The organism is Elusimicrobiota bacterium (genome assembly GCA_026388155.1).
Taxonomy (GTDB): Bacteria; Elusimicrobiota; Elusimicrobia; order Elusimicrobiales; family UBA9959; genus UBA9634.
This window is the reverse complement of record JAPLKI010000022.1, coordinates 104779-131110: the sequence shown is the minus strand read 5'-3', so window position 1 is coordinate 131110 and position 26332 is coordinate 104779. Positions and strand designations below refer to the sequence as shown.

Annotated in this window: 21 protein-coding genes, 2 tRNA genes and 1 pseudogene; 7 read left to right on the top strand and 17 right to left on the bottom strand. The window is 51.4% G+C overall.

The window, feature by feature from the left end; all coding sequences use genetic code 11:
* Nucleotides 1-89: 89 nt before the first annotated feature.
* Nucleotides 90-833 (bottom strand): PD-(D/E)XK nuclease family protein, encoded by a 744-nt coding sequence (locus tag NTX59_10740; protein ID MCX5786151.1) that lies wholly within the window; start codon nucleotides 831-833, stop codon nucleotides 90-92.
* Nucleotides 834-922: 89 nt separating this feature from the next.
* Complete coding sequence (gene rsmD / locus NTX59_10735; protein MCX5786150.1) at nucleotides 923-1534, bottom strand: 16S rRNA (guanine(966)-N(2))-methyltransferase RsmD; 612 nt, start codon at nucleotides 1532-1534, stop codon at nucleotides 923-925.
* Between the two features lie 105 nt (nucleotides 1535-1639).
* Here rsmD and NTX59_10730 point away from each other — a divergent pair, with 105 nt between their 5' ends.
* Complete coding sequence (locus NTX59_10730) at nucleotides 1640-2968, top strand: response regulator (protein ID MCX5786149.1); 1329 nt, start codon at nucleotides 1640-1642, stop codon at nucleotides 2966-2968.
* Between the two features lie 118 nt (nucleotides 2969-3086).
* Here NTX59_10730 and NTX59_10725 read toward each other — a convergent pair whose 3' ends face one another.
* From NTX59_10725 to glgP, 3 genes are all read right to left on the bottom strand, one after another.
* Entirely contained in the window at nucleotides 3087-3389 is a 303-nt protein-coding gene (locus NTX59_10725; GenBank protein MCX5786148.1) for a DUF3467 domain-containing protein, read from the bottom strand.
* Between the two features lie 63 nt (nucleotides 3390-3452).
* Nucleotides 3453-3671 carry a cold-shock protein gene (locus NTX59_10720; GenBank protein ID MCX5786147.1) on the bottom strand — a complete coding sequence of 73 codons (219 nt, stop codon included), beginning with the start codon at nucleotides 3669-3671 and terminating at the stop codon, nucleotides 3453-3455.
* 238 nt (nucleotides 3672-3909) lie between these two features.
* Nucleotides 3910-6465, bottom strand: a complete 2556-nt coding sequence (gene glgP / locus NTX59_10715) for an alpha-glucan family phosphorylase (protein MCX5786146.1) — start codon at nucleotides 6463-6465, stop codon at nucleotides 3910-3912.
* Nucleotides 6466-6718: 253 nt separating this feature from the next.
* Between glgP and NTX59_10710 the strand changes: the two genes are divergently transcribed.
* From NTX59_10710 to NTX59_10690, 5 genes are all read left to right on the top strand, one after another.
* Nucleotides 6719-6794, top strand: a tRNA-Ala gene (locus NTX59_10710).
* A gap of 264 nt (nucleotides 6795-7058) precedes the next feature.
* Complete coding sequence (locus NTX59_10705; protein MCX5786145.1) at nucleotides 7059-9266, top strand: glycosyltransferase; 2208 nt, start codon at nucleotides 7059-7061, stop codon at nucleotides 9264-9266.
* Nucleotides 9232-10311, top strand: coding sequence for a glycosyltransferase family 4 protein (locus NTX59_10700; GenBank protein ID MCX5786144.1), 1080 nt, complete (start codon nucleotides 9232-9234; stop codon nucleotides 10309-10311). Before NTX59_10705 ends, NTX59_10700 begins: the two co-directional genes overlap by 35 nt.
* Before the next feature lie 34 nt (nucleotides 10312-10345).
* Entirely contained in the window at nucleotides 10346-11110 is a 765-nt protein-coding gene (locus NTX59_10695) for a glycosyltransferase family 2 protein (GenBank protein MCX5786143.1), read from the top strand.
* Nucleotides 11111-11228: 118 nt separating this feature from the next.
* Nucleotides 11229-12281, top strand: coding sequence for a peptidoglycan recognition family protein (locus NTX59_10690; protein MCX5786142.1), 1053 nt, complete (start codon nucleotides 11229-11231; stop codon nucleotides 12279-12281).
* 25 nt (nucleotides 12282-12306) lie between these two features.
* Here NTX59_10690 and lysA read toward each other — a convergent pair whose 3' ends face one another.
* The 4 genes from lysA to NTX59_10670 form a co-directional block, all read right to left on the bottom strand.
* Complete coding sequence (gene lysA / locus NTX59_10685; protein MCX5786141.1) at nucleotides 12307-13524, bottom strand: diaminopimelate decarboxylase; 1218 nt, start codon at nucleotides 13522-13524, stop codon at nucleotides 12307-12309.
* Between the two features lie 286 nt (nucleotides 13525-13810).
* Nucleotides 13811-13892: transfer RNA gene (locus NTX59_10680), tRNA-Leu, on the bottom strand.
* Nucleotides 13893-13995: 103 nt separating this feature from the next.
* Nucleotides 13996-15468 carry a glycosyltransferase family 39 protein gene (locus NTX59_10675; protein ID MCX5786140.1) on the bottom strand — a complete coding sequence of 491 codons (1473 nt, stop codon included), beginning with the start codon at nucleotides 15466-15468 and terminating at the stop codon, nucleotides 13996-13998.
* Nucleotides 15465-16193: a glycosyltransferase family 2 protein gene (locus NTX59_10670; GenBank protein ID MCX5786139.1), complete on the bottom strand. Its 729-nt coding sequence runs from the start codon at nucleotides 16191-16193 to the stop codon at nucleotides 15465-15467. The genes NTX59_10675 and NTX59_10670 overlap by 4 nt, the downstream gene beginning before the upstream one ends.
* A gap of 183 nt (nucleotides 16194-16376) precedes the next feature.
* On the opposite strand from NTX59_10670, the gene NTX59_10665 reads away from it, so the two are divergent.
* A complete protein-coding gene (locus NTX59_10665) occupies nucleotides 16377-17903 on the top strand; it encodes a CNNM domain-containing protein (protein MCX5786138.1) in 1527 nt (508 codons plus the stop codon).
* Between the two features lie 129 nt (nucleotides 17904-18032).
* On the opposite strand, the gene secG is transcribed toward NTX59_10665, so the two are convergent.
* From secG to NTX59_10625, 8 genes and pseudogenes are all read right to left on the bottom strand, one after another.
* Nucleotides 18033-18407 (bottom strand): preprotein translocase subunit SecG, encoded by a 375-nt coding sequence (gene secG / locus NTX59_10660; protein ID MCX5786137.1) that lies wholly within the window; start codon nucleotides 18405-18407, stop codon nucleotides 18033-18035.
* 111 nt (nucleotides 18408-18518) lie between these two features.
* Complete coding sequence (locus NTX59_10655) at nucleotides 18519-19736, bottom strand: phosphoglycerate kinase (protein MCX5786136.1); 1218 nt, start codon at nucleotides 19734-19736, stop codon at nucleotides 18519-18521.
* A gap of 100 nt (nucleotides 19737-19836) precedes the next feature.
* On the bottom strand, nucleotides 19837-21177 hold the full coding sequence (locus tag NTX59_10650; protein MCX5786135.1) for a cyclic 2,3-diphosphoglycerate synthase: 1341 nt from the start codon (nucleotides 21175-21177) through the stop codon (nucleotides 19837-19839).
* A gap of 102 nt (nucleotides 21178-21279) precedes the next feature.
* Nucleotides 21280-22332: a type I glyceraldehyde-3-phosphate dehydrogenase gene (gene gap / locus NTX59_10645; GenBank protein MCX5786134.1), complete on the bottom strand. Its 1053-nt coding sequence runs from the start codon at nucleotides 22330-22332 to the stop codon at nucleotides 21280-21282.
* Between the two features lie 186 nt (nucleotides 22333-22518).
* On the bottom strand, nucleotides 22519-23781 hold the full coding sequence (locus NTX59_10640; protein MCX5786133.1) for an O-antigen ligase family protein: 1263 nt from the start codon (nucleotides 23779-23781) through the stop codon (nucleotides 22519-22521).
* Between the two features lie 3 nt (nucleotides 23782-23784).
* Entirely contained in the window at nucleotides 23785-25188 is a 1404-nt protein-coding gene (locus tag NTX59_10635; protein MCX5786132.1) for a sugar transferase, read from the bottom strand.
* Between the two features lie 105 nt (nucleotides 25189-25293).
* Nucleotides 25294-26079 carry a glycosyltransferase family 2 protein gene (locus tag NTX59_10630; GenBank protein ID MCX5786131.1) on the bottom strand — a complete coding sequence of 262 codons (786 nt, stop codon included), beginning with the start codon at nucleotides 26077-26079 and terminating at the stop codon, nucleotides 25294-25296.
* Nucleotides 26076-26249: pseudogene (locus NTX59_10625) on the bottom strand (DapH/DapD/GlmU-related protein). The gene NTX59_10630 and the pseudogene NTX59_10625 overlap by 4 nt, the downstream one beginning before the upstream one ends.
* Nucleotides 26250-26332 lie beyond the last annotated feature (83 nt).

Genomic DNA, 26332 nt, shown 5'->3' with positions numbered 1-26332 from the left:
TCAGATTGGCACTGCCTGGTTCTTTCCTTAGCGGTTGACTGGTCTATGCCCCGCCCTTTTGGTTTGAGCGTTAATCCAAAAGAGCGGGACTAGGGCTGTGCCGTATCAGGGGCGAGGCTCTTCAAAACGGACTGCGGACACAGATTTTTTATCGGGCAGCGCGTACAGTTTCCTGTACGCGAAAGGTCCATAGCAAGTATTTTCTCCCCGGTCTCACGCAGAAGGGACAGAGTTTTTTCGTCTCCGCTCCCGTCATACCCGGCCGACACCTTGTACGGGCCGTTCAAAACGAAAAAAGATATTTTTGTGACCGTAATATTCAGAGCGCGTTTCAGCCCAAGGGCGTAAATGGCAAGCTGAAGACTTTGCGCCACGTCAGCCGGAGTTTTCCCCTCAAATCCCATTTTATAATCTATCAATTCAAAACAATCCCCGTCCAGCCGGTCCACCCTGTCTATAGTACCGCGCACCCGCCACTTTTCAAAAGCGAATTGGAATATTTTTTCCGAAAACACGGTGCGGCTTTTCTCGGCCTGAGCGGCCAACCAGTAATTTTCAAGTACTTTTGCCCCCCTGTTATAAAACTCCATGCTTTGCTGGGCTGTGGAGTAACCGCGGTTATTCCATGAATCCGCGTAATATGTCAGCAAGTCGCTCAGGTCTCCGCCGGAGGCATGATAGCGGGCCAGCGCCCCGTGCACCGAAAGCCCAAGGGAGGCATAAGGATTCAGCGGGGGAAAACGCCCCTCCGTATAGATGTATTTATAAAGAAAGGGACAATCCAGGTAGGCATTAACCTTGCTGTAATTAAGCTCAAGCGGATCAAATGGCATAGGGGAATGGGAAGCTCGCACCGATCTGTTACAAGATTAATCAGCCCTGACCAGGTCTAATCCGTGTAATCTCAGTCTAATCTGTGTAATTATTCAGTTGTTTTCACCAGGCGGAAAAAATCCACCAGAGTGTCTCCGTATTTTTCCTGCCGCACCCGCTCAAGTCCCGCGGGAGCCGGCACCGCCTCTTTTTTGTGATGCTGAACGACAGCCATACCAGAAGCTGCGAGTATTCCGCCTTCAGCCATAAGTTCAAGGGTCCGGGCGCTATAGGCAAGCGGCAGATTTTCCTCCGTTCTGTAAGGCGGCCCGAAAAAAATTATGTCATAGCCCTGGTAATCGCTGTAATGTTCAAGCCACTTAAGCCCGCTAAGCACATCCGCTTTCAAGACCTTCGCCTGTTCCGAAAATTGCAGATGTTCAATGTTTTTCTCTATGGTTTTCACGCAAAGCCCGTCAAGCTCAACGAACACGGCCTTCGCCGCCCCGCGCGACAACGCCTCAAGGCCTACCGTTCCCACGCCGGCGTAGAGATCGAGAAAGACCGAACCAGTGATATAGGGCCGCAGTATGTCAAAAAGCGACTGCCGGATCCGGGCCGAAATCGGCTTGACGAACTTGTGTTTCGGCACGGAAAAGATGCTTCTGCCTCTTCTTGAGCCGGCTATTACTCTCATCATAGTGTAACCTTGGCGAAACAATTTGTTAATTTCAAAACAGCTATAATGTATTATAGAATAAAATGACTGGCCCGAATATTCGGTTTTCCCGGCTTGCCATGCACCATAGCTGAAAAGAAACTGTATATGGAAAATGCGGAAATAATGATAATTGACGACGACCCTATGGTGGGAGAGCTCTCGCGCGACCTCCTGACGGACGCCGGATATACGGTATCGCTCATCCAGGATTCCATGGAATCCATGGCCGCCATACAAGCCCAGAGACCCCGGTTGATAATAACCGATATCATGATGCCCGGCATCACGGGACTTGACATCTGCAAGGCGGTAAAAACGGACCCGGGATTGAAAAATATAAAAATAATAGTGGTTTCCGGAAAATCCTACGATGTGGAAAAACAGCGCGCCTTCCAGTTCGGAGCCGATTTTTTTATTCAAAAGCCTTACAATGTGGAAACCTTTTCCAATACCGTCAAGAGCATTATGGACGGTTCTTCCTCCAAAACTCCGCCCCCGCCTCCCTCGGCGAAAATTGAAATAGTGCGCGAAGACGACGCCGCTCCGCAGTCAAGCGACCTTGCAGCCGGACAGCTGCGCATTACAGTTTGGGGTTCCCGCGGGCTTTCCGGCGAAATACCCAACACCGTTTCCCGCTACGGCAGACAGACTTCCTGCGTGTCGGTGGAAAGCAGGGACCATCTTTTTATTTTTGACGCAGGCACAGGCATTGTGGCTCTTGGCAGGGAAATAGCGGCGCGCAAACGCTACTATAAAGATATCTGGATCTGCCTCACCCATTTCCACATGGATCACATTCTGGGGCTTGGCAATTTTTTGCCGCTGGACGACCCCGATTTCTCAATACATCTTATCGGCTCGAATGACCCTGAAAAGGGTCTTAAGACCGTGGCACAGGACACTTTTTACAGTTCTTTCTCGCTTACCAAACGCCCCCCCAGGGCTAAAATCAATATTTACGAGATCCTGGAAGACAACTATGAGCTTATGCCCGGGATAAAACTTTCTTCAATGTACGCCAACCACCCCACCAGTTCGCTTGTTTATAAGCTTGAGATGCTCGGCAAAAAGATAGTTTATGGCCCCGACAGTGAAATTTGGGGAGACGCTACCGCCTTTCAGGACTATGATGAGAAATTGTCCCACTTTTCGAAAGACGCGGATTTTTTTCTGCATGACGCGGCCTACTCGGACAAGGATTACGAACAAAGAAAACACGAGGGACATTCCGGCCTTACAATAACGGTTGATTTCGCGGCCGAAAAGGCGAACGCAAAGGACCTGGTGCTGTTTCACGCAAGTTCCGACTATTCAGACGATGACCTGGACGCCATGCTTGCGGCCGCCAAGGCCAGGGTGCAGGCAAAGGGCTACGCCCTTAACTGCCATCTCCCGAAGGAAAAGACATTTTTTCTGCTGCAGGGTAATCAATAGGGACGAACCTATAGGGGAGAGGGGTTGGTCACCAGAAAGCGAAAGCCCGGAGAGAATCTCCGGGCTTTCGCTTATTCCGGCTCTATTATCTATTTGCTCTTCGCTATTCGCTTCCCCTTTAACTGTGCCCGTGGGTCAGGTTTACCGCGCGCTCAGGTATGGGCCCGAAGCGTTCTTCGTAGCGCTTCATGTTTTCCACAAGCGCCGCCATAAAACGCTTGGTGTGCACGGGACTTGAAACAATGCGCGCGCGCAATTTTGCCTTAGGCTGGTTAGGCTGCAGGAAAAGAAAATCAAAAATAAATTCCGTTTCGCTGTGTGTAACTCCGGCCAGATTGGCATAAATGCCCTGAGCCGTCGTGTCGTCCATTTCCACCTGCAACTGCATGGGTTTAGCCTGTTCCGGTTTATTTTCCGCCATAAGTTTCTCCTTTAAAAAAAGCCGGCCCCGCTCAAAACGGGGCCGGCTTTGAATTTATAAGCCTCAGGCTTTCGGAGTCTGTGACTTTTGCACGTTAACGGCTTTTGGCCCCTTATCCGTGTTCTCAGTTTCAAAGTCAACTTCCTGTCCTTCGGCCAAGGTTTTGAAACCGTCGCCAAGAATTGAAGAGTGATGAACAAAGAGATCCTTTGAACCATCATCGGGTATGATGAAACCAAACCCTTTCTTATCGTTAAACCACTTCACTTTGCCTTTTGCCATTTGTTAATTTCCTCTCTTTAATTACTATTACTGCTTTCCGGGCCGTTTCCGGCCGGCAGAAATATTATATATTTTTTTCGTCCCGAATAACAGTTTGGAACGAAAGCCGCAAGCCATATGCAAAAAGGCTGCCTTAAGCTTTAAGCCATACGCCATAGGCTTAAAAGGAACTCCTTAAAGCTTACGGCCTATGGCGCGGCTGGAACAGCCGCATGGCTTATGGCCTACGGCAACCCCTTTATTCCCCGTTCCATTTCACGAAAGGCGGCATGAGGACATTTACCGCGTCCGGATGCTTTGGTATTACCCGTACCGCAAAATCGTGGCGGCCGCTTTTATAGGCGGATATCTCCCCGTGGAAAAGATGGGCGTCTCCCAGCTGGGAATCGCGCGCCATGGCGACGGCAAAACCTTCCCTGAAAACGCTTTCCCCGTCGGCCACACCCACATAAAGCTGCACCTCCACATCTTCCGGGGACAAGTCGCCCAGCCACACCATGGCGCGCATCGGCAATTTTGCGCCTGAGCGTATTTCCATCTCCGGCTTGAACTGATCCAGCGTCACCCGCACGCGGGGCCAGTTATCCTCTATCTTTTTACGCCAGCGCGCGATCTCCACAAGCTTTGAATTGTCGCTGAATTTTTTCATCGCGCGATGCGCGGGTGAATAAAACTTTTCATAATATTGCCTGATCATGCGGTTGGTGTTGAATTGCGGCACCAGTTTCTGCACGGAGGCCTTCATCATTTTCACCCAGTTATGCGGTATGCCGTCCGGGCCTTTGTCGTAATAAAGCGGAGCCACCACTTTTTGTATCAGATTGTAAATGGCCTCTGCCTCCACAGCATCCCGCTCAGAATCGCTGTTATAGGCGTAGGCGCCGCCTATGGCCCAGCCGATTTCAGGCAAGTACCCCTCCCCCCACCAGCCGTCAAGCACCGAAAGGTTCAGCGCCCCGTTTATGCTGGCCTTCATGCCGCTGGTACCCGAGGCCTCAAAGGGGCGTATGGGGTTATTGAGCCAGACATCCACCCCCTGTACCATGTAGCGGGCCACATTCATATTGTAGTCCTCAACGAATATTATCCTGTCTTTGAAACGCTTGTCCTGGCTAAGGCGGGCGACCGCTTTTATGTATTCCTTGCCCATGGTGTCGGCCGGGTGCGCTTTTCCCGCGAAAAGGAACTGCACGGGCATGGCCTCGTTGGTTACCAGTTCAAGCAGCCGCTCCAGATCGCGCATGAAGAGGGTGGCCCGCTTGTAGGTGGCAAAACGCCTGGCAAAGCCGATGGTGAGATAATCGCAGTTAATTACCTTTTCGGCCGACTCAAGCACGGTGCGGTCGGCGCCCTGGCGCTGGTACTGCCGCTTCAGCCTTTCGCGCACAAGCTTGGCCAGTTTCTCCTTTCTCACCATGTGGGTTTCCCAAAGTTCCCTGTCGTCAATGGCGGCTATTTTCGCCCAGTCGCATTTATCGGGTACGCCGTCGGTCTCGGACGTTTCACAGAGAAGATGTTTTTTGTAAAGGTTGTAATGCTCATGACTGATCCACGAGGTGGTATGCACTCCGTTGGTTATGCCTTCTATGGGGATCTCATAACGGGGCAGGCCCGGCCAGATTTTATGCCACATATCGCGCGAGGTATCGCGGTGCAGCATGCTGACCGCGTTAAGGGAAGCGCAAAGCCGGAGCGCCACCACCGTCATACAGAATCCCATGGACGAACGTTCTTCTTTGCCTATTTCCAGAAATTCGGCAAAGGTCAGGCCAAGCTCCTTCGAATAGCTCTCCATGTACTTACGCACCAGGTCAAAATCAAAATACTCGTTGCCCGCCATAACCGGCGTATGCGTGGTAAAAGCCGAAGACGCCCACACGGCTTCCCGCGCTTCCTTGAAGGACAATTTCCGCGTGACCATCAGCTGGCGGATCCTTTCAAACAGGAGGAAAGCGGAATGCCCCTCGTTGACATGATAGACAGTGGGTTTAAGACCCATCGCCTCAAGCGCGCGCGCGCCGCCGATCCCAAGCACTATTTCCTGACTGATGCGGTTTTCCCTGTCTCCGCCGTAAAGCTGCTCAGTAATGGCGCGGGCCCTGGGTGAATTTTCCGGCAGATTGGTATCAAGCAGGTAAAGCGAGGTCCTGCCCACCGGTACTTTCCAAACCCCTATTTTTACAGTTTCCAGGTCCAGACGCACTTCCACCTGCAGGGGATGTCCGGCGGCATTTTTTACCACCTGCACCGGCATGTTATACCAGTCGTTTTCAGGATAGCGCTCCACCTGCCAGCAGTCGCGGTTCAGAACCTGCTGAACATAGCCTTTCCTGTAAAGCAGCCCCACGCCCACTACGGGCAGACCCAGGTCGGAGGCGGATTTAAGATGGTCGCCCGAAAGCATACCGAGGCCGCCTGAGTAGATAGGCAGCCCTTCTCCAATGCCGTACTCCATGGAAAAATAAGCCACCAGCATATCTTTGTCCTGGGCATCCGAGTGGGAATTGAACCAGGTGTCTTTGTAACCGATGTAAGCGTCGAATTTTTTCTTTATCTCTCCCAGGCGCTCAAGAAAAGCGCCGTCTTTGCTCAGCGCGTCAAGCCGCTCAGAGGGCACGGTGCCGAGTATCCATTTCGGGTTTCGGTGGGAGCGGTGCCAAAGCTCATCATCAATGCCCACGAACATCATTATTGCGTCCCAGTTCCAGGTGAACCACATGTTGGTGGACAACTCCTCAAGAGCCTTTAAATTTTCCGGAAGGTTGGGGATGACATTAAAAGATTTTATTTCCATTTTTGACTCCACGCTGTTAAGTACGTTAATTCTACAAAACTTTGACCCGCCCGTATATTATTGAACACTTTCTATCAGCTTCTAGCCGGTATTTGCCTTAATCGCGCCGAACTTGCTACAATAAGTTTATGGTTACCGGTGGTTGATCACCGGTTGACGGATTTAAGGGCGTGCCCATCCCTTTTGCCTTAGGTGGGCGCGTCGTATGATAAAAGTTTCGCTGAGGAGCGGGACTTTTTGAGGCAAAAGGGATGGGCGTGTAGCTCAGTTGGGAGAGCGCCTCCATGGCATGGAGGAGGTCGCAGGTTCGATCCCTGTCACGTCCACCAGATTTAGATGTACCGATGAAATATCGGGCGTGCAGCGGGCCAACTGCTTGGCTCGCTGTGGGATCGAAAGGCGGAGCGTTGTTCCGTCAGCAGGCGGAACCGCGAGCCGGGGCCGCGACCGAGGTGAACTACGGTGAGCCGAGAGTTGTGGCCGATCCCTGTCACGTCCACCAGATTTAGATGTACCGCGGCGTCGAAAGCCGCCTGAGCCGGAAGCAAGCGACTGGAATCATTAAAACGCCGCCCTAAAGCGGCGTTTTTTATATGGTAATGGACAAAAGAACCAGGATATTACTTGTCAGGACCGACAGGATCGGGGATCTTACGCTTACAACGCCCGCCATTTCCGCTTTGCGGGAAAAGTATCCCGATGCGCATATTTCCGTTCTTACAAGTTCCTACGCCCGCGATGTATTAAAAAACAACAGCGATCTGGATGAGATAATAACTGAAAACGGTTTTTTCCACACATTGGGCGAAATCAGAAGCGGGAAATTTGATGTTGCGGTTATTATTTTTCTGAATCTTAAGGTCGCCCTCCTGGTGTTTTTAGCCGGGATCAAGCTCCGGATAGGCCCCGCGTCAAAAATATGGTCTGTTTTTCTTAATAAGCCTGTTTTCCAGCACCGTTCAAGAATGGAAAAACATGAGGCGGATTATAACCTGGAACTTCTGGAAGTATTGGGTGTAAACACCCGTCGCCGCAAATCCAGAATAACCTTAACCGCGGAGGAAAAGGGCGGTTCCGCGGAGATATTGAATAAGCTGGGACTGAAAAAAGAAGATTTTATTGCGGGAATACATCCGGGCAGCAATGGCTCCGCCCTTAACTGGCCGGAGGAAAATTTTGCCGGGCTGGCCGATAAACTGCTGAAAGAATTCAACATTAAAGTGCTGCTGACCGGCTCCGCCGCTGAGATCCCCCTCCTGAAAAAGATCTCCTCGCTAATGACCGAAAAAGCTTTTATTCTGCGTGAGCCGATGCCTCTCCGGCAGTTTATCGGGGCAATTTCATTTTGCAGGATTTTCATAACAAACAGCACGGGGCCCCTTCATCTTGCCTCCGCTTTAGGAATTCCCACACTCTCATTTTTTCCGCCCATACGAGGATGCTCTCCCGTGCGATGGGGGCCGTACGGTGACGGCATGAACATAGTGCTCTCCCCGGGCGGAAAAGACTGCCTGCGCTGTGAAAAGAATAGTTGCACGCGTTATAATTGCATGAACGAAGTTACCGTGGACAACGCTTTTAAGGCGGCAGGGAAAATGCTCAATTCCCTTAACTTGCGTCCCATAAAACCCGAATGTCCGGATATCCCTGCGGCAAAGGGCCCATTTACTATTTTTCACCTCGACGACGGCAGAGAGTTGCGCGGCGGCCAGGGCCAGCTGCTTAACCTGGCAAAAGAACTTTCCGCCCTGGGCCACAAAAACATCATCATCTGCCGTAAAAACAGCCCTTTAAGCGGGGAAGCCGCCCGCCTGAAGCTTAAAACTTTTTTTCTGCCCTATTTTTTTGAATGGGACCCTGTTTCCGCTCTGATCTTAAGGCATAAAATAAAGACCGGGCTCAAAAATCAGGCCTTGCCGGCTATTTTGCATTCCCACACCTCACACACGGCTGCGCATTCCTGGCTGGCCGGGCTTGGCCTTAATTGCGTCCGCATAGTCCATCGCAGAGTGGATTTCACCTCCTGCAGGGGAATTTCAACCGACCTTAAATATGCCCGGGCCGACAGAGTAATAGCTATTTCGAGGGCGGTGCGGGAAATGCTTATTAAAGCCGGTCTCCCTCCCGACAAAATAGCGATGGTGAACAGCTCCATAGACCTGAGCGCCGCTCCCTGGCGGAAAACAGGTTTTGAAGCCTATAGAAAAAATTCGCGCGAAAAGATCTCAGCCCTTTTCGGCATAAAGAAAGACGCCTTCTGGACAGGCTCCCTGATAGCGCTGGTGCCGCATAAAGACCCGCTTAATTTTGTCCGCGCGGCTAAAGAAGTGCTGAGCGTAAAACCGGACACGCATTTTTTATTGGCCGGAAAAGGCAGGCTTCGCGGCCGGGCGCAAAAGCTGGCAAAAACCCTGGGGCTGGAGAACAACTTCCATTTTCTCGGCTATTACCCGGAACCCTATGAAATACTTTCGGCCCTTGATCTTTTTGTACTGTCCTCCCGCGAAGAAGGAATGGGCAGCGTGCTTTTGGAAGCCATGCACGCCGGAGTTCCCATAGCGGCCACCGCCGCAGGCGGCATAACCGATGTTATTGAAAACGAAAAGAACGGCCTGCTTGCCCCGAGGGAGGATCCCCCGGCGCTCGCAATGGCGCAGTTGCGCATTATGAACGACCCTGAACTCGCAAAAAGTCTGGCCGCTGAGGGCCGAAGGCGGCTTGCATATTTCTCTTCGGTAAAAATGGCCGAACGCACCCTTAAAATATATGAAGAAGCAGTTGAGAATTTTAAACCTGATTGATATCCCCTGGAATTCGGCCCTTGCGGCCTACGCCTTTGACCAGGCAAGGGCGCTTAAAACCGCCGGGCATGAAGTTTATTTTGCCTGTCCGCCGGCCAGCGCCGCCTGGGAATTCGCCCGTAAAGAGGGCCTGGCCTGTTTCCCACTGCCAGACAGGAAAGAGCCGTTTTTGCGCCTTCCGTTTTTAAAGTTAAAAAAGGTACTGGCCGCCGAACGCATAGATATAATAAGCGCCCATACCGGCAAAACCCAGACCCTGGCTTTTTTTCTTTCGGCTTTCTCCGCCAAAAGACCCGCCCTTATACGTACCAAGGCCGACGCCAGACCGCCTTCAAAAAGCTTCACTTTCATGAGAGTTTCAAAAATAGTCGCGGCTTCAGATTATATACGGAATGGTTATTTGAAACTTGGCTTTGCCCCGGAAAAAATGGAACTCGTATATCAGGGCATAAGCCGCCCCGCTATTGAGGCCGGCAGGCCGGTCCCCCCCTATAAAATCGGCGTTTTAGGCCGCCTTGACCCCGTAAAGGGCCATGATTGTTTTCTGAAAGCGGCCGCGGAGCTTATTAAACACGGGGTGAAAGCAGAATTTCATATAGCCGGCTATGAGGCTGGCATAAAATACAGTGACCTTAAAAAGCGGGCGACCGAACTGGGCCTTGGCGCCGCCGCAGTGTTTCACGGCAGGGTGCCGGATGGCTTTGAATTCATAAATTCCTGCGACATAGGCGTTATTCCATCGCTCGGCAGCGAGGCCGTTTCACGCGCGGCTCTTGAGTGGCTGGCCTCGGGCAGGCCCGTAATAGCTTCGCGGGCGGGCAGTCTGGGCGAATTCATCGCGCCCGAATATCTGGTGTCCCCCGGAGACGCGGCGGCTCTGGCGCTTAAGCTTGAGACGCTGCTGGCTGCGCCCGGACTCCTGCTTAAAATCGGAGCCTCCAACCGCGCGCACGCCGCGCGTGATTTCAGCCCCGAAGTTTTCGCAAACCGCACAAACGCCGTATTTGAAAATGCGGCAAAGGGTATAAAGGAGCTCCTTCCCTAATCGCTATTTGCTATTCTCTGTTTGCCGCCCCTATATGCCTTCCATTTCAATAGTAATAATCGCTCATAACGAAGAAAAAAACCTGCCGCGGGCGCTGGCCGGCGCCGGCTGGGCCGATGAAATAATATTCGTGGATTGCGCTTCAACTGATTCAACCCTCGCTCTGGCTCAAAAAAGGGAAGTGAAAATTTTCCAGAGGCCCAATAGCCTGGCCGTATACGTAAACAAACAGTTCGCCATGGACCAGGCATCCTGCGACTGGATTTTCATTCTTGACGCGGACGAAGAGATAACGGCGGCCCTGGCGGCCGAAATACGGGAAAAGATCTCGGATCCGGGCCACTGCGCCGCTTTTAAGCTGCCCAGAAAGAATTTTTACTATGGAAAATGGCTTAAACACGGCGGGAAATATCCGGACACACAGATACGGCTGTTTAAAAAGAACCTGGCCAGATACAAGCCTCTGCTGGTGCACGAAAAACTGGAAATTTCGGGTGCTACCGGCGAATTAACAAACCCTCTGTTTCATTACCCCTGCTCGGACGACGCGGACTTCAACCGAAAGCTGGAGTTTTACGGAGCGATCGTTTCGGAAAACTATTTTAAAAACAATACGAGCGTTTTTTACTCCGTAATCAGGCCCTACTTAAAACTCTTTAATTCCCTGGTGGTTAAACTCGGGATTTTAGACGGGAAAGCGGGCGTATTAACCGCTCTCCGGGACCTTAAAACCTTGAATTTCGCCCGCTCAGAATTTATTAAAAAAAGCCGCGGCCAATCGCCCCGGCTTTTCACATGATAGGCCTTTCGGCCTATCAACCGGCAGGTCTTTAGACCCTTTGTTTTGTTTGATGTGCGCTTATAATTTATATATGATGCCGACGGTGTCAAAATCCCCGTTTTTATCCGTTCTTGTAATGTTTTCTTTTCCCCTCGCCGCCTTGGCCGGGGAGGGCGAAAACACAATTGAATTTAAAAATTCTGTCTATCCGATAACCATAAACTTCAGCGCCAATGATAAAACCGGCACACCGATTTTTGAAAGCAAGCTGAGCGAACCGCCTTCCTGCGACTACGACACTGTGCTAGTACAGGGCGAAATGCCGGATCCCGACCTTCTTCTTGAAATTTCGATCCAGTCAAAGACCCAGCCTGCCGGCTTTGATAAATTCCGGCAGCTGGTTTTAAGGCGTTTTCCAAACGGCAGATTTTGGGCTAAATACCAGGCCGGCCAGCTGACCCGCCAGCCGGTAAAGCTAAGCGTCACCAATCTGGGCTCAAAGTCCAGCGGCACGCTGATAATTTACAGCGTTGAATTAGCGAAAGAAGCGCTGCTTAAGGAGGAAACGCTCGTAAGCACGGCGCCTTACACACCGGATGCGTCGCTCTATCTGCCCGATAACGCGCCGTTCAAGATCACAAGGCGCGCCGACTGGAAAGCGGCCGCGCCCAAAGAACCCTACACCCCTCACTCGCCAGTGATATTTACCATACACCACACCGCCGGCCATTACCCCAAAAACTACAGCGAGGCCGTGGCCGAAATACAGTTTATACAGGATTATCATCAGAACGCAAAGGGCTGGATAGACATAGGCTACCATTTCCTGATAAGCCCGCAGGGTGACATTTTTGAAGGCAGGCCGATAGGCGTTGTGGGCGCGCATGTACTATACCGGAATCCCGGCAATGTGGGGGTTTCAATAATGGGCAATTATCATCCCCCCGCTTCCACCCCTGTCACTCCCGAAATAGTGTCTTCTTTTGTAACCCTGGGCCGGTATATGAAAGACACCTACGCCGTTTCAGTAAGCAGTTTCTACGCCCATCGCGAAATAGGCCAGACCGATTGTCCGGGCGACGGTCTTTACGCCAGAATGCCCGAATTTAAAGGTTTGATTTTCGCTCCCCAGCCGGCCGAGACAAAAGTCCTCAGACAACTGCTGGACTCTATAAAAGATCCTGATTAAGTACGGACTTCAATAAAGACAGCTGTTATATTTCCCTGGCTGTTAAGTCACGGAAAGTTTCTCTTTTTCTTATAAGCTTCCAGGAGGAAGGCCCGGTTATAAGAACCTCCGGGGCTCGGGGGCGGGAATTATAATTCGAACTCATTGAAAATCCATAGGCTCCGGCGGACATCACAAGCAGTATATCGCCCCGCTCCGGAAGGGGCAATTTCACATTCTTGGCCAGAAAATCACCGCTTTCACATATAGGCCCGGCGATATCAAGCTTGACGGCCGGGCCTTTTCTTTTCTCAAGCGGAACAATAGGATGCCTGGCGCCATAAAACGCCGGCCTTATAAAGTCGTTCATTGCGCCGTCCGTTATGGCATAGGAAACATGTCCGCTTTTTTTCCGGTAAAGGACGCTTACCGCCAATGCGCCGGCTGAGGTTACAAGGGAACGGCCGGGCTCAATTATAAGCCTCATTCCGGGAAGGCTCTTGAGAGCGGAACCCGCAGCTTTTGCGAGCCGCTCCAGCGGCAGCATCTCGAACCCCTCTTTAACGCCCCAGCCTCCGCCGATATCGAGATATTTAAGGTTTATCCCCCCTCTTTGCAATGAAAATATAAATTTTTTAACAAGGCCCAGAGCCAGGATATATGGTTGGGGCGAATCTATCTGCGAGCCAAGGTGGAAATGCAGCCCCAGCGGAACAAGGTTGCGGTCGGCCGCGGCAAAAGCGTAAAGCTTTCCGGCCTCTTTGAAATCCACGCCGAATTTAGTGCCCAGCTTGCCCGTGGTGATAAATTTATGAGTGTGCGGGTCAATATCGGGGTTTATCCTTACGGAAACGGGGGCTTTAAGCCTGAGCCGTGCCGCAACCGCGCTAAGGGCCCGCAGTTCCTCAAAAGATTCCACGTTTATCAGCAGTATTTTGGAACGCAGGGCGTAGGCCAGTTCGCCGGCGGTTTTCCCCACCCCTGAAAAAATAATTTTTTCCGGTTTAAAACCCGCTTTCAGCGCCCGGTAAAGTTCTCCGCCGCTTACCACGTCGGCCCCCGCCCCCTTTTCCGATAAAAGCCTGACGATACCTCCGCTTGAATTGGCCTTCATGGCGTAACAAAGAACAAAATCAAGTTCGGAGAAGGCTTTGCGGTAAGCGGCGAGGTTGTTAAGTATTTTAGCTTTGGAATAAATGTAAACAGGCGTTCCTGTCTTTTTAATTATTTTTTTTACAAGCTTTGGAGGGAATAGGTTGGACATGGAGGCGGCGCAATACTGCGGCGGCTTTGCCGCCGCGCCATAGGCTATAGGCTTTATGCCATAAGCTTTTATATGGAACCCCTTATAGCCGATGGCCTACGGCTTATAGCTTATGGCAACACTGAAAGCTGTTTTCCCCCCCCGACTGCGACAGGGAGTTTCTGAAAAACTGCGCGGGGGGGGACCAATGATACAGCAAATTGTGTCCGTCCGCCTTAGGCGGACTCCCACCCGAACCGGGTGTTCGATTCCCCCCCCCAACTGCAACAGGGAGTTTTTGAAAAACTGCGCGGGGGGGGACTCGAACCCCCAAGCCGTTAGGCACACGCCCCTCAAACGTGCGTGTCTACCAGTTCCACCACCCGCGCGCCGGACATTGCGGTCGGCAAGGGGCTACATAAAACCGCAACTTTGATATTATAGTATTTTTTAAATTGCGGCGGAATATCGGGATTGATTAAGGGAGTTCTCTTAAAGATGTATCCGGGATAAGACCCATTTATCCGATGAGGCGAATTTAAATAATTTAGCGGCTGGAACCGCTTCCTTTATTTCTTCATAATCTTTTGCGTCTGAAATTATAAAGGCCTCCTTATCGTTTTTCCGGATTTCCGACAGCAGTTCCTCAATATTGTTTACCTGTTTGTCTAAAGGCCGGAGACTGTAAAAAGTTAAACCCTGATTAAATATATAGGATCTTTCCTTGTATAAAAGCAGCTTGCTGTCACCGGGCACTATATTATTTACGCAGTGATAAAGAGACATATATTCACTCCCTTCCTTTGGGGCAGGCATGGGAAATATTGTTACGAAGATCAAAACCACACCGGCGATCGAACAGACAACATGCTGAAAATAAGGGAATTTCAGGGGCTTTATAAGCTTTTCAAGAGCTAACGCTGCGAATATCCCCACGGGCGCGAAGGCCGGAATAAGATATCTGACGCCGAAAACGCTGCTCGCGGATAAGGCGGAAATTATGACAAAAAACCATAAAAACAAAAGAATAAAACCATTGCGCTCGTTTTTATTTTTCAGCCCGTTAAAACCAAGCAGTATTCCATAAAAAGCGGGGATACTCCAGTAAAACATCCTGAAAAGGTTTTTGAAGGGGCGATAAAAAGGATTATCATGGCCCGCAAGGCCGCCGTTGACCAGGGGCCCTATTCCGGACTGTGACAGAAGGAACTCTTTACCGTGGGTTATGTATTGGGGCACGAACCACAAACCTATTAAAAAAATAGCGCTTAAAACAGAAAGCAAAAAATAAATATTGAACAATTTCCTGATTTGCCCTGTGAGAATATAATACACGGGGATAATACCCAAAGCGTAAAGCCCCTGTATCCCTTTAAAGTAATATCCAAAAGCCAGGCCAAGGCCGTAGAGCAGAAGGAACTTATCGTTATTTTCTTTTTCCGCCTTCACAACGGAAAAAATGCTTAAAATAACGGCGAAAGTTACCGGCATATCAAGCATTACTCTCTGAGTATAGCTCAAAAAATAGAAACTTGTGGACAGGACGAACAAAGTCAGGAAACCCGTTCTTTTGTTGAAAAGTTTTGACGCTACTTTGTAAGAGAGAAGAAAAGCTAAAAACCCGGTTAAGGCGGCGGGGAATCTGGCCCAGTATTCGGAGACTTTGAAAATTTTGAATAAAACCGCTTCCATCCAGAAATAAAGCGGAGGCTTGAGCCAGCTTATCAGATTGCCCTCGTGCATTGTAAACCAGTCTCCGGTTTGAAGGATCGAAATCCCCATGGAGGCATGGGTCATATCGTCCAGTTGCGGCAATATATACGGTTCAAGCTTAACGAACATCAGGATGAATAAAAGGAATAAATAAAATATATTCAGGTCCTGCTCCCGTTTTTCTTTTGAAAAAACGATGTCAGTGCCGGCCGCATGGTTTATCTTATCGGAAAGGCGGTTTAGGAAAGTCATTTAAGCAAAGGATATTTTAAAATTTTCAGTTTATGAAGGCCGTATCTGAAAAGGACATACAGGCTGGTAAATCCGTATTTCAGGCTCCTTGTAAAACTTATCGAGGACGCATCTTCAAAATATTTTGTCTGTATGGGAACATCCCCGATACGGAAACCGGCGCTGGCGCATTGGATCAAAAACTGGGTATCGAACACAAAATCATCAGAGTTCTCCCGCCAGGGAATAGTTGAAAGGACTTTGGAAGAATACGCGCGCATTCCGCTGTGCCATTCCCCGAGATTTTGCCCGGTCGCCAGGTTTTCGACGAAAGTCAGGAACCGGTTCGATAAATATTTATAAAAAGGCATCCCTCCGCCGAGGGCCTCTTTCCGTGTCCGTATCCTGTTAGCCAGAATAACGTCGCAGATATCGTTTTCTATCAGACCGACCAGATAGGGTACTATTTTGGGATTGTACTGATAATCGGGGTGAAGCATTATTACTATATCCGCGCCGTCGGCCAGGGCCTGCGTGTAGCATGTTTTCTGGTTTCCGCCATAGCCCTTGTTTTTCGTGTGCCTTATTACCTTAAGACCCAATTTTTCGGCCAACTCCGCGGTTTTATCGGAAGAAGCGTCATCCACCAGGATAACCTCATCGATAACTCCTTCAGGTATGTCCTTTATGGTTTGTTCTATGGTTTTCTCGGCGTTGTAGGCCGGCAAAACTATTATGGTTTTCATCGGCTAAATTCTATCATTTTAAGCCGGGACGATAAAATGCGCCGGATATATTTTGTTATTGGTTGACACGAATGGTAAAATAACGTGACTGCTCAGGTATCCAGGAGTCAGAATACTGTTGGAGACCTATTCGTATCGCCGGCTATTCTGAATTCTGTCTACCTTGAGCAACTTCGATATTCCATGAAATACATAATCGACTTGTTGATAGCGCTGGTTTTCCTGGTAATGAACGCCGCTTTCGTACTGGCGGAGTACGCCATCATCAAAGTGCGCTATACAAAACTTGAGGAGCTTTCAGCCAAAGGCAATAAGCGGGCCGATCTGGCCAAACACGCGGTAAAGCACCTCGACGGATACCTGTCTTCGATCCAGCTCGGCATCACTATGGCAAGCCTCGGACTTGGCTGGATAGGCGAGCCGGCGCTCGCTCACCTGCTGGCCCCCGTCTTCACGGCGCTGAACCTGCCTTTCTCGACGACCGCCGCCTATTCCATTTCATTCGGAGCCGCTTTCATTGTGATGACAGGGGCGCATGTTATTTTAGGCGAACTGGTTCCCAAATACGCGGCAATACTTATGACTGAAAAGATGGCGCTCGCGGTGGCGCTGCCGCTTAATATTTTTTACCGCCTGACCCATTACCCCGTGCTTATAATAAACAAAAGCGCCAATTTTGTCACCCGCGCCATTGGGATCCACGCGAGCGAAAGCGACCTCCTGCATTCGGACGAGGAACTGCGCATGATACTCGGCCAGTCGCAGGAATATGGAAAAATTTCGCTGGGGCGCCTGATGATGTTCGAGCACCTTTTTGATTTCGGCAAGACCAGTGTGAAAGAAATAATGACGCCAAAAAGCGCCATCGCCTGGCTGTCGGTCCGAAAAACCTGGGCGGAAAACCTAAAAATCATCCGTGAAAAGAAATTTTCCCGCTATCCGCTGTCCGACGCCCCCCAGGAACTGGAATCCGGATTTGTGCATTTAAAAGACCTCAGCATAGCCTGTTTTGAGGAAGGCGGCGGCGCCCAGGGCCCTGAGCTTATTAAATTCAGACGCGAGCTGCGCCGGATCCCGGAAGAAATAACCGTCGAGAAAGCGCTGAGGGAATTTCAGGAACAACGCATCCAGTTGGCGCTTACAAAAAATTCAGCGGGCGAAACCACAGGGCTGCTTACCATGGAAGACATCGTGGAGGAACTCACCGGGGAAATAAGAGATGAATTTGACCAGCCTCCCCGCTTGCTGCTTAACGACGCCCTTATAAAAGAAGCCTGCGCTCTGGACCTTAAAGAAACCTCCCGTTTTGAAGCCATAGGTGAAGTGCTTGCAAAGCTGCACGCCGCGGCCCCCTGTTTTGACAAGGACGAAGCCCTTAAGGCCATAATAAAGCGCGAAACCAATTTCTCCACGGCGCTCGGACACCAGACTGCTTTCCCCCACGCCCGCCTGGCCTCGCTTTCAAAACCGCTGCTCGCGGTGGGAAAAAGCAGAGACGGCATTTATTTTCCCTCCCCCGACAACCAGCCGGTTAAAGTGATTTTTCTCATTCTCACCCCGTTTAACGAGCCGACCCTGCAACTTAACATCCTTTCCCAGCTATCGGGCCTTATCTCAAACCTTACGCTGCGCAAACGCCTGTTTGCGGCCAAAACAACGGACCAGCTGCTTGACATAGTACTAGCTTTTGAAAACAAGGTTATGAAATAAGTGTTCTAAGGGTCAGGAGTCTAAGAGTCTTAGAGTCACACAAAACAAAGAAACCCCGCGTTATTGCGCGAGGTTTCTTTGTTTTTACGTCTGTTTATTCCACGACGCTCAGACTCCTGGACTCTTAGACTATTTCTTCGCAGGCGCGGGCGCGGCTTTCGCCGGAGCCGCGGCCGAAGCGGGAGATCCGCCCGCGGGCTGTGCCGCCGGCGCCGCGGGGGCCTGCTGCTGAGGCCGGGTCTGCAGAGGATATTCCTGCACCACTGAGCGCATGCGGTTTGAAGAAGCGAACACCGTAAGCAAAAGCGAGGTGGCCGCGAATACCGCCGCTACCGTGATAGTGAACTTTTTAATAAATGAAGTTCCGGTAGCGGAGTTGAAAAGAGAATCCCCCCCTCCGCCGAACATCGCGAGCGCAGAACCTTTGCTGGTCTGAAATACCACTATGGAAAGTATCAGCACCGAAGCGGCTAAAACATGAGTCACCAAAAGAAAGGTATACATTTATTATTCCTCCAAAGATAATTACTGCTTGCCCTACGCCATAAGCTTTAGGCCATAGGATTTTAAGGAATTCCTTATTGCGTATGGCTTACGGCCTACGGCTTATGGCAGCTATTTCTGCGCCAACGCCACCAGGCCGGGCAGCTGCTTGCCTTCAATAAACTCAAGGCTCGCACCGCCCCCGGTGGAGCAATGTGACATCTGTTCAGCGCCCACCTTGGCCGTTTTCAGCACGGAGAGGGTATCGCCGCCGCCAAGTATCGTGGTGGCTCCGCTTTTTGTGGCTTCAGCCATGGACCTGGCCACGGTTATACTGCCGCCGGCGAAAGCGGGGATTTCAAAAATGCCCACCGGACCGTTCCAGAAAATGGTCTTCGCTCCCTTTATCTTGTCGGCAAACAGCAGTTCCGTTCTTGGGCCAACATCCACGCCTATCCAGCCATCAGGCACCGCCATGGCCTGGGTTATTTCCAGCGCGGCATCCGGTTTTATTTCGCGCACCACGCGGTGGTCCGCCGGCAAAAGCATTTCGACATTGTTTTTGAAAGCTTTCAGAATTATAGCCTTCGCCTCGTCCACTTTATCAGCCTCCAAAAGCGAGTTGCCTATGTTAGTGTTTTGGGCCGCGAGGAAAGTGTAAGCCATACCGCCCCCGATAATAAGGGTATCCACCTTGTCGAGCAGGCTATAAAGCACGTTTATTTTGTCCGACACCTTTGCTCCCCCGATAATGGCCACAAAAGGCCGCACGGGGCTTACCATGGTTTTGTCAAGGTATTCCAGTTCTTTTTGCACCAGGTAACCTATGGCTCCGGGCAGAAATTTGGCTATAGCCGCGGTTGAAGCGTGCGCCCGGTGAAGCGCTCCGAAAGCCTCCTGCACGAAAAATTCCCCGTGCCCGGCGAGCTGCCTCGCGAAAGTTTCGTCGTTTTTTTCTTCCTCGGTATGATAGCGCAGGTTTTCAAGCAGAACTATTTCCCCGTTTTTTGCGTCGGCTATCGTTTTATCCGCCTTCGGACCCACACAATCGGCCGCGAAACGCACTTTAACCCCGGCCAGCGCCTCAAGACGCGGGGCTATGGGCCCCAGGCTGTACTTGGGATCGGGCTTACCCTTGGGGCGGCCAAGATGCGCGATCAGAACCACCTTACAATTTGCCGCAAGCAGCAGTTTCAGCGTTTTAAGCGTTTCACGAATGCGCGTATCGTCGTTGATAACCCCGTCTTTCATGGGCACATTGTAATCAACACGCACCAGCACGGTTTTATTCTTTAAATGCGCGTCCTGCACTTTCGCCAGTTTAAGCACGGTTTTATTTTCAACGGTCATAAGAACCTCGATATTTTTTGATGCATAGCAACTTAGAGGCGTGGAGGCATAGCCCCGAATTACGCATCTATACCTCTACGCATCCAGAAAGCCGGTCGTCCTACACGCCTACCAGCCTGCTGGCGTTCTTAAGCATCACCTTCAGCTCTTCTTTCATGCCGGGAGTGGTGCGTTCTTTCAGCGAATAGGTGACGCGCACCGACGGTTTGTTGAACTTAAGATGTTCCGCCAGATCTATCGGCGTGCCTACAAGCACCAGGTCCGCCGGTATAGCGTTAATGGTTTTTTTAAGCTCTTCCATCTGCTCTTTGCCGTAACCCATGGCGGGCAGGATGTCTTCGAGGTGCGGGAAGTTTTCAAAAACCTTTTTAATGGTTCCGATGGCGTAGGGCCTCGGGTCGACTATTTCAGCGGCGCCGTACTGTTTGGCGGCCACATAGGCCGCTCCGTATTCCATTCCTCCGTGAGTGAGCGTGGGGCCGTCTTCCACCACCAGGACTTTCTTGTTTTTTACCTGGCCGTTTTCGTTTTCTATAATAACGGGGGACTCGGCTTCGATAATTCTGGCCCTGGGGTTCATGCGCTTGATGTTGTCCTTCACTTTTTCAACGGCATCCGGCTCGGCGGTGTCAACCTTGTTTATTATCACGACATCGGCCATGCGCAGGTTCGTGGCGCCCGGATGATACATCTCCTCATGTCCGGGGCGCAGCGGATCGGTTACCACTATGTGGAGGTCGGGTTTATAGAAAGGCAGGTCGTTGTTGCCTCCGTCCCATAAAATAACATCAGCTTCCTTCTCGGCCTCCTCAAGTATTTTGCCGTAGTCCACGCCGGCATAAACGATACAGCCGGCGGCTATGTGCGGCTCGTATTCCTCCATTTCTTCAATGGTGCATTTATGTTTCTCCAGATCTTTCAGCGAAGCGAACCTCTGCCAGATCTGCTCGGACAGGTCGCCGTAGGGCATGGGGTGGCGTATAGCCACGACCTTCTTACCCATTTCTTTAAGCATGCCGGCTATCATGCGGGTAGTCTGGCTCTTGCCGCAGCCGGTCCGCACGGCGCACACCGACACGACCGGTTTTTTTGATTTTATGAACGTGTGGTCGCCGCTGAGCAGCTTGAAATCCGCTCCGCAGGCGAGCGCTATGGACCCTTTGGCCATAACGGTATTAAAGCTTACATCCGAATAGGCGAACACAACTTCGTCCACCTTGAGTTTCTTTATAAGCGCCGGCATCTCTTTTTCTTCATAAATAGGTATGCCGGACGGGTATAGCTTTCCCGCCAAAACCGCGGGATATTTACGCCCCGCTATATTCGGGATCTGGAAAGCGGTGAACGCCACCACCTCGTATTTTTTGTTGTCGCGATAATAAACGTTGAAATTATGGAAATCCCTGCCTGCCGCTCCCATTATCAGAACTTTTTTTGCCATATCAGCTCTCCTTAATGATAGTGTAGAGTGTAGAGTTGAGAGTGCAGAGAGTAAGCGGAGTTTCTATCCACTATCCACTCTACACTATCCACTTTTCACTGACTAAATCCCTTTCCCTGCCATGTAAAGGGCCAGGTCAACCACGCGGTTTGAATAGCCCCACTCATTATCGTACCACGCCAGCACTTTAACAAAATTGCCGCCTATGACCTTGGTGCTCTTGCCGTCCACAATGGAACTGAGCGGGCAGTGGTTAAAGTCTATGGAAACAAGCGGCTCTTCGGTATATTCAAGTATGCCCTTAAGCGGGCCTTCGGCCGCCGCTTTTATAGCCGCGTTTATCTCTTCGGCGGTGGCTGGTTTTGCAAGCATAACGGTAAGATCCACCACGGAGACATTGGGGGTGGGCACGCGTATGGCAAATCCGTCCAGCTTCCCTTTAAGCTCCGGTATCACGAGCGCTATGGCTTTGGCCGCGCCCGTGGAAGTGGGTATCATGGAGATGGCCGCCGCGCGGGCCCTGCGCAGGTCAGAGTGCGCCATGTCGTGGATTTTCTGGTCGTTGGTATAGGCGTGAATGGTGGTCATCAGCCCCTTTTCAATGCCCCATTTATCGTTTATGACCTTTGAAAAAGGCGCAAGGCAGTTGGTGGTGCAGGAGGCGTTGGACACCACATGGTGGTTTTTAGGGTCGTATTTGCCTTCGTTAACGCCCATTACTATGGTAATGTCCTCGCCCTCGGCCGGAGCCGAGATAATAACTTTTTTCGCCCCGCCTTTGGTGATGTGGTTTTCGGCGCCTTTCACTTCCTTGCCTTTCTTGTTCACGCCGTCTTTCTTTATGGTAAAAAGTCCGGTGGATTCAACCACCAACTGAACGCCCAGGTCTTTCCAGGGAAGTTCGGCCGGGTCTTTTTTCTTCAATACCTTTATTATTTTCCCGTCAACTGAAATTTCCTCTTCCGAGACGGCCTTTACTTCTCCGGGAAAGCGGCCGTGCACCGAGTCATACTTCAGCAGATGCGCGTTGGTTTTTGAGTCGGTAAGATCGTTTACGGCCACCAGCTCAATGGAATTGTCTTTCCGTTCAAGGATAGCCCTTGTAACCAGCCTGCCTATCCTGCCAAAACCGTTTATGCCTACTTTAAGCGCCATATATGATTGTCCTCCGTATGTTGTTAAGGTTCAATAAATTTTATTCAGCGCCGCGCGTTCCGCATACCAAGGCGCAGATTAATTATAACAAATTACCCGCTTGGTAAGTTCTGAAGCCTGAAGCGCTGAAGTCTGAAGTTCTGGAATATATGAAGGGTTAAAGCTTGGAAGCCTGTATTTTTTTCTTCAGCGCTTCAGCGCTTCAGCGCGAGGTGTGTCCGGGGCCTGGGAAAGCGCCAACATGAAATAGAGGCTCATAGCCACCCTGGGCAGGTGATAGGATGAATCCGTAAGCATCATAACGTAAAATCCCGCCAGCGCCGTAAAAGCCCACAGGCTTTCCGCGCTGCGGAGAGCGCGGTAATTTCCATAAACCAGCCGCAAAAACGAGAACAGCAGATAAATAAATATCAGGCCGCCGGCCAGGCCGTACTCAGCCGCCTTTTCCATATAAAGGTTGTGAACATCGTTTGAGTCGTATCTGCTGTCAAAAAGCCCGGGATGATAAAAGCCGAAGACCCGCTTTACATTATACGGCCCGACCCCTCCTACCGGATAGTCCCGGATTATTTTCACGCCTACTCTCAACAGCTCCACGCGTATAGACGAACTTTCGTCCACACCGGCGGCTGTATTTTTTTCCCCGGATACCAGTTGGACCATAACGCGCGGGATCGAGACCAGCCTAAGCCTGAAAGACGGAACGGCGGAAACTGTGACGGCCAGCGCCGCAAAAAAGACCACCGCGGCCACGCGCAGCATTTTACGCGAGCGCGGTTCAAGGAAATACAGCATGGCCAGCGCAAAGGCAAGTCCGATGGCGGGGCCGCGGCTCAGACTCAGGGAAAAAGCCGCAACCAGGACGATCGCAGAGACAAAATACGCTTTTCGCGCGAAGGTTCCTTTTTTTGAATTTATAAAACCCACTAAAGAGAATATCAGCGCCACGGCCATTGTTTCGCCGTAGGTAACGGCATGCATCTTTACGTGAGCCCGGATTGTATCCTGACCGTCTGAAAGCATATGTCCGCGAATAAACTGCCAGATGCCAAGCGCCCCCATTAATGTCGCTCCGGCGGCATACCACGCGCCCGCGGCGGCGGTTTTTATACCTGGCACAGCCGCTATAAGAGCAAAGCAGGCCAGTGCTTTTATAAGTTCGGAGTTCAGGAAGGAGAAACTGTTCGCCCTGTCCACTCCGAGTATGGAGGAATAAACATAAGCGATAAAAAACAGCAAAAACGGAAGAACGAGACCGCTGCCATTTATCCGCGCAAGGTATGCGGCAGCTTTAGTTTTATCCTTCGCGGCAAGATAAATAAGCGATATGGCTATAACTAATACGGCCGCCTGGCTTAAAGTTATGGAAAGCAGGACGGAAGCCGCGAAAACATACACGGTCCATTCAAGAATTTTCTCCGGCAGGGATAGTTTTGATGCTTCCGTCATTTTTTATTTTACTTCAGCGCTTTTCTTGACTGTAAAAGAGGCGTCTTTCTGGAAAACCCTGCGTAAAGTGCGCAGTATAATGCCTATATCCAGCGCAAGCGAAATGTTCTTGACATAATACAGGTCGTAGCGGAGTTTTTCCACGGATTCCTGTTCATTGGAGGTGGCCCTGAAATTTATCTGCGCCCAGCCGGTCAATCCGGGTTTTACAAGGTGGCGCAGGTGGTAGTGCGGCACGCCCTGTTCAAGCAGCCGCACCTCCTGCGTCCACTCGGGGCGCGGCCCCACCAGGGACATATCCCCTTTAAAAACGTTCCAAAGCTGCGGCAGTTCATCCAGGCGCGTGCGGCGCAGGAACTTCCCCAAAGCGGTTATCCTGGAATCCCCCTGCATGGCCTTATAAAGGGGCCCTGCCTTGTCGGCGCCGGGGACCATAGTGCGGAACTTCCAGATAACGAACTTCCTGCCCAAGTAGCCGACGCGTTTCTGAAAATATAAAGCCGGATGGCGCTTGCCATCGGCGATCTTGAGGGCGGCATACACGGCGGCGAAGAACGGAAATCCGCCTATCAGCCCGGCGGCGGAGACGCATATGTCTATTGCACGCTTGACCAGCAGATAAACGTTCTTGTCCCGGCTAAGCACGTTCCGGAACAGCCAGCCTGATTCGGCCGCATGCTCCGGCGGTATCTTCCCGTAAAGGTCTTCGTAAAAATCCAGGTGGGAGATAACCGGGATATCCTCCGCTACCGCAGTCGAAACCACAAGACTCTCGAAGAGGGAACTATTGGCCGCATCGGAAGAATTCACCACAAGCACGTCCACCGAAAAAGCCCCCCCCCCCGCGCGCCTGCCGAGCGCCGGCAAACCGCCTTCGTTCCTGCGGGCGGCTAATTCGGGCAGCGGCGCAACGGAGAAGCCGAGATGGGGGTTATTTTCCAGGTCGCGGCGTATTTCCTCGATAAGGGGGTTGCTCCCCAGGAAAGCCACGCGCTGGGCCAGCACTTTCGCCAGCAAGAATCGCGTCCAGATCCGCCGCCACAGCATGGCCAGCGCGTGCATAAGTATGAACGCCACCATAAAATTGATCTTGGGGCTGGTGCCTATCTGCAGCGAAAAAAGGTAGAGGACAGCCACCGATACGGAAGAACTGGCGACCAGGGCGAGCAGCGTGTAGTTAATAAGGTTCGTCAGCTTGTTTACGCGTCGTATATCGTAAAGACCCACCACATAGAACACCCCGGCCCAGATAGGGACGAGCAAAGAGAAGACCTTGACGTTATGAAGGTAGAATTCCGGAGTTATAAGGGCAAAATGCCGGACGATAAGAGCCAGGCCCAGCGCGACATAAAAAAGCGCCAGGTCGCCCAGAAAAAGTAATATCCGCCGCCACCTGAATATGAGCATTTGCCTCAAACCTCTAGTGTATTATCTCGCAAATAGCTTTACTTTTGCGAAACAATACACTAGCAGGAATTATACTAATTTGACGCGGATCCCGCGGTCGCGGGGTCAGAACAGTTTATAGCCCCACTTATTAAAATATCGGAAAGTGCTGTGGATGAAGCGGACCATAGCCCTGAAACTGACATGCGCGGAACGCGCCCAGAAATGCGTCACCTCCGCTTCCGGCAGGTACATGGTCCGGTGCGTCTTCTGTATGCTGCGGCAGAGATCAGTGTCCTCGAAGTACAGGAAGTATTTCTCGTCGAAACCGCCCAGCTTTTTAAGCAGGCCGGCGCGGCAGAACATGAAGCAGCCGCTGACGGAAGGCACATAATAGCTGTGGCTGTAGCCAACGTCGCGCATTTCAAAAGCGTCCATGCGGCGCTTAAAATATTTTTTAAACGGACGGGGCATGAAACGCCGCAGGAACAGGTCCCATACCGTGGGATGCAGCTTATTAAGCCCCTGTATTGAGCCGTCCGGGTTAAGCACTTTGGGGCAGGCCGCGCCCACATCCGGGTTAGCGTCCATGAAATCCCTAAGCAGGGCGAAGGTATCCGGGCGCACCGTCATATCGGAGTTCATTATCACGAAGTAGCGGCCCGCCGAACGCTTAAGGTTTATATTGTGGTTCTCGCCGTAGCCCGCCGCGTCGTGGTTCTCCACCACGCTTATCCCGGGGTAATTTGCGGCGAGAAATTCCTTAGTGCCGTCCGTGGACCTGTTATTTACCAGCAGCACCTCGGCATCCGCCCTCCCGGCCGCGGGCATAAGCGTAGGCAGCAGCCGCTCCAGGTCCGGGCGCTGGTTCAGGGCGACCAGGGAAATAGTGACGGCCGGGCTGCCGCTCATTTTACGGTCCTTTGCTTTATTACTTTGGCCGGTATGCCGCCGGCCACGGAATTAGGCGGGATATCCCGCGTGACCACGGCGTTGGCCCCTATAACGGCGTTGTCGCCTATGGTTATACCGCCCAGCACCTTGGCGCCGGCGCCTATCACCACATTATCCCCCAGCAGCGGCCGCTTCTCCGGGGTATAGGCCACATCCATTTCCTTAGCCCCCAGCGTGACTTCGTGGTAAATAAGCGCATTGCTGCCTATCT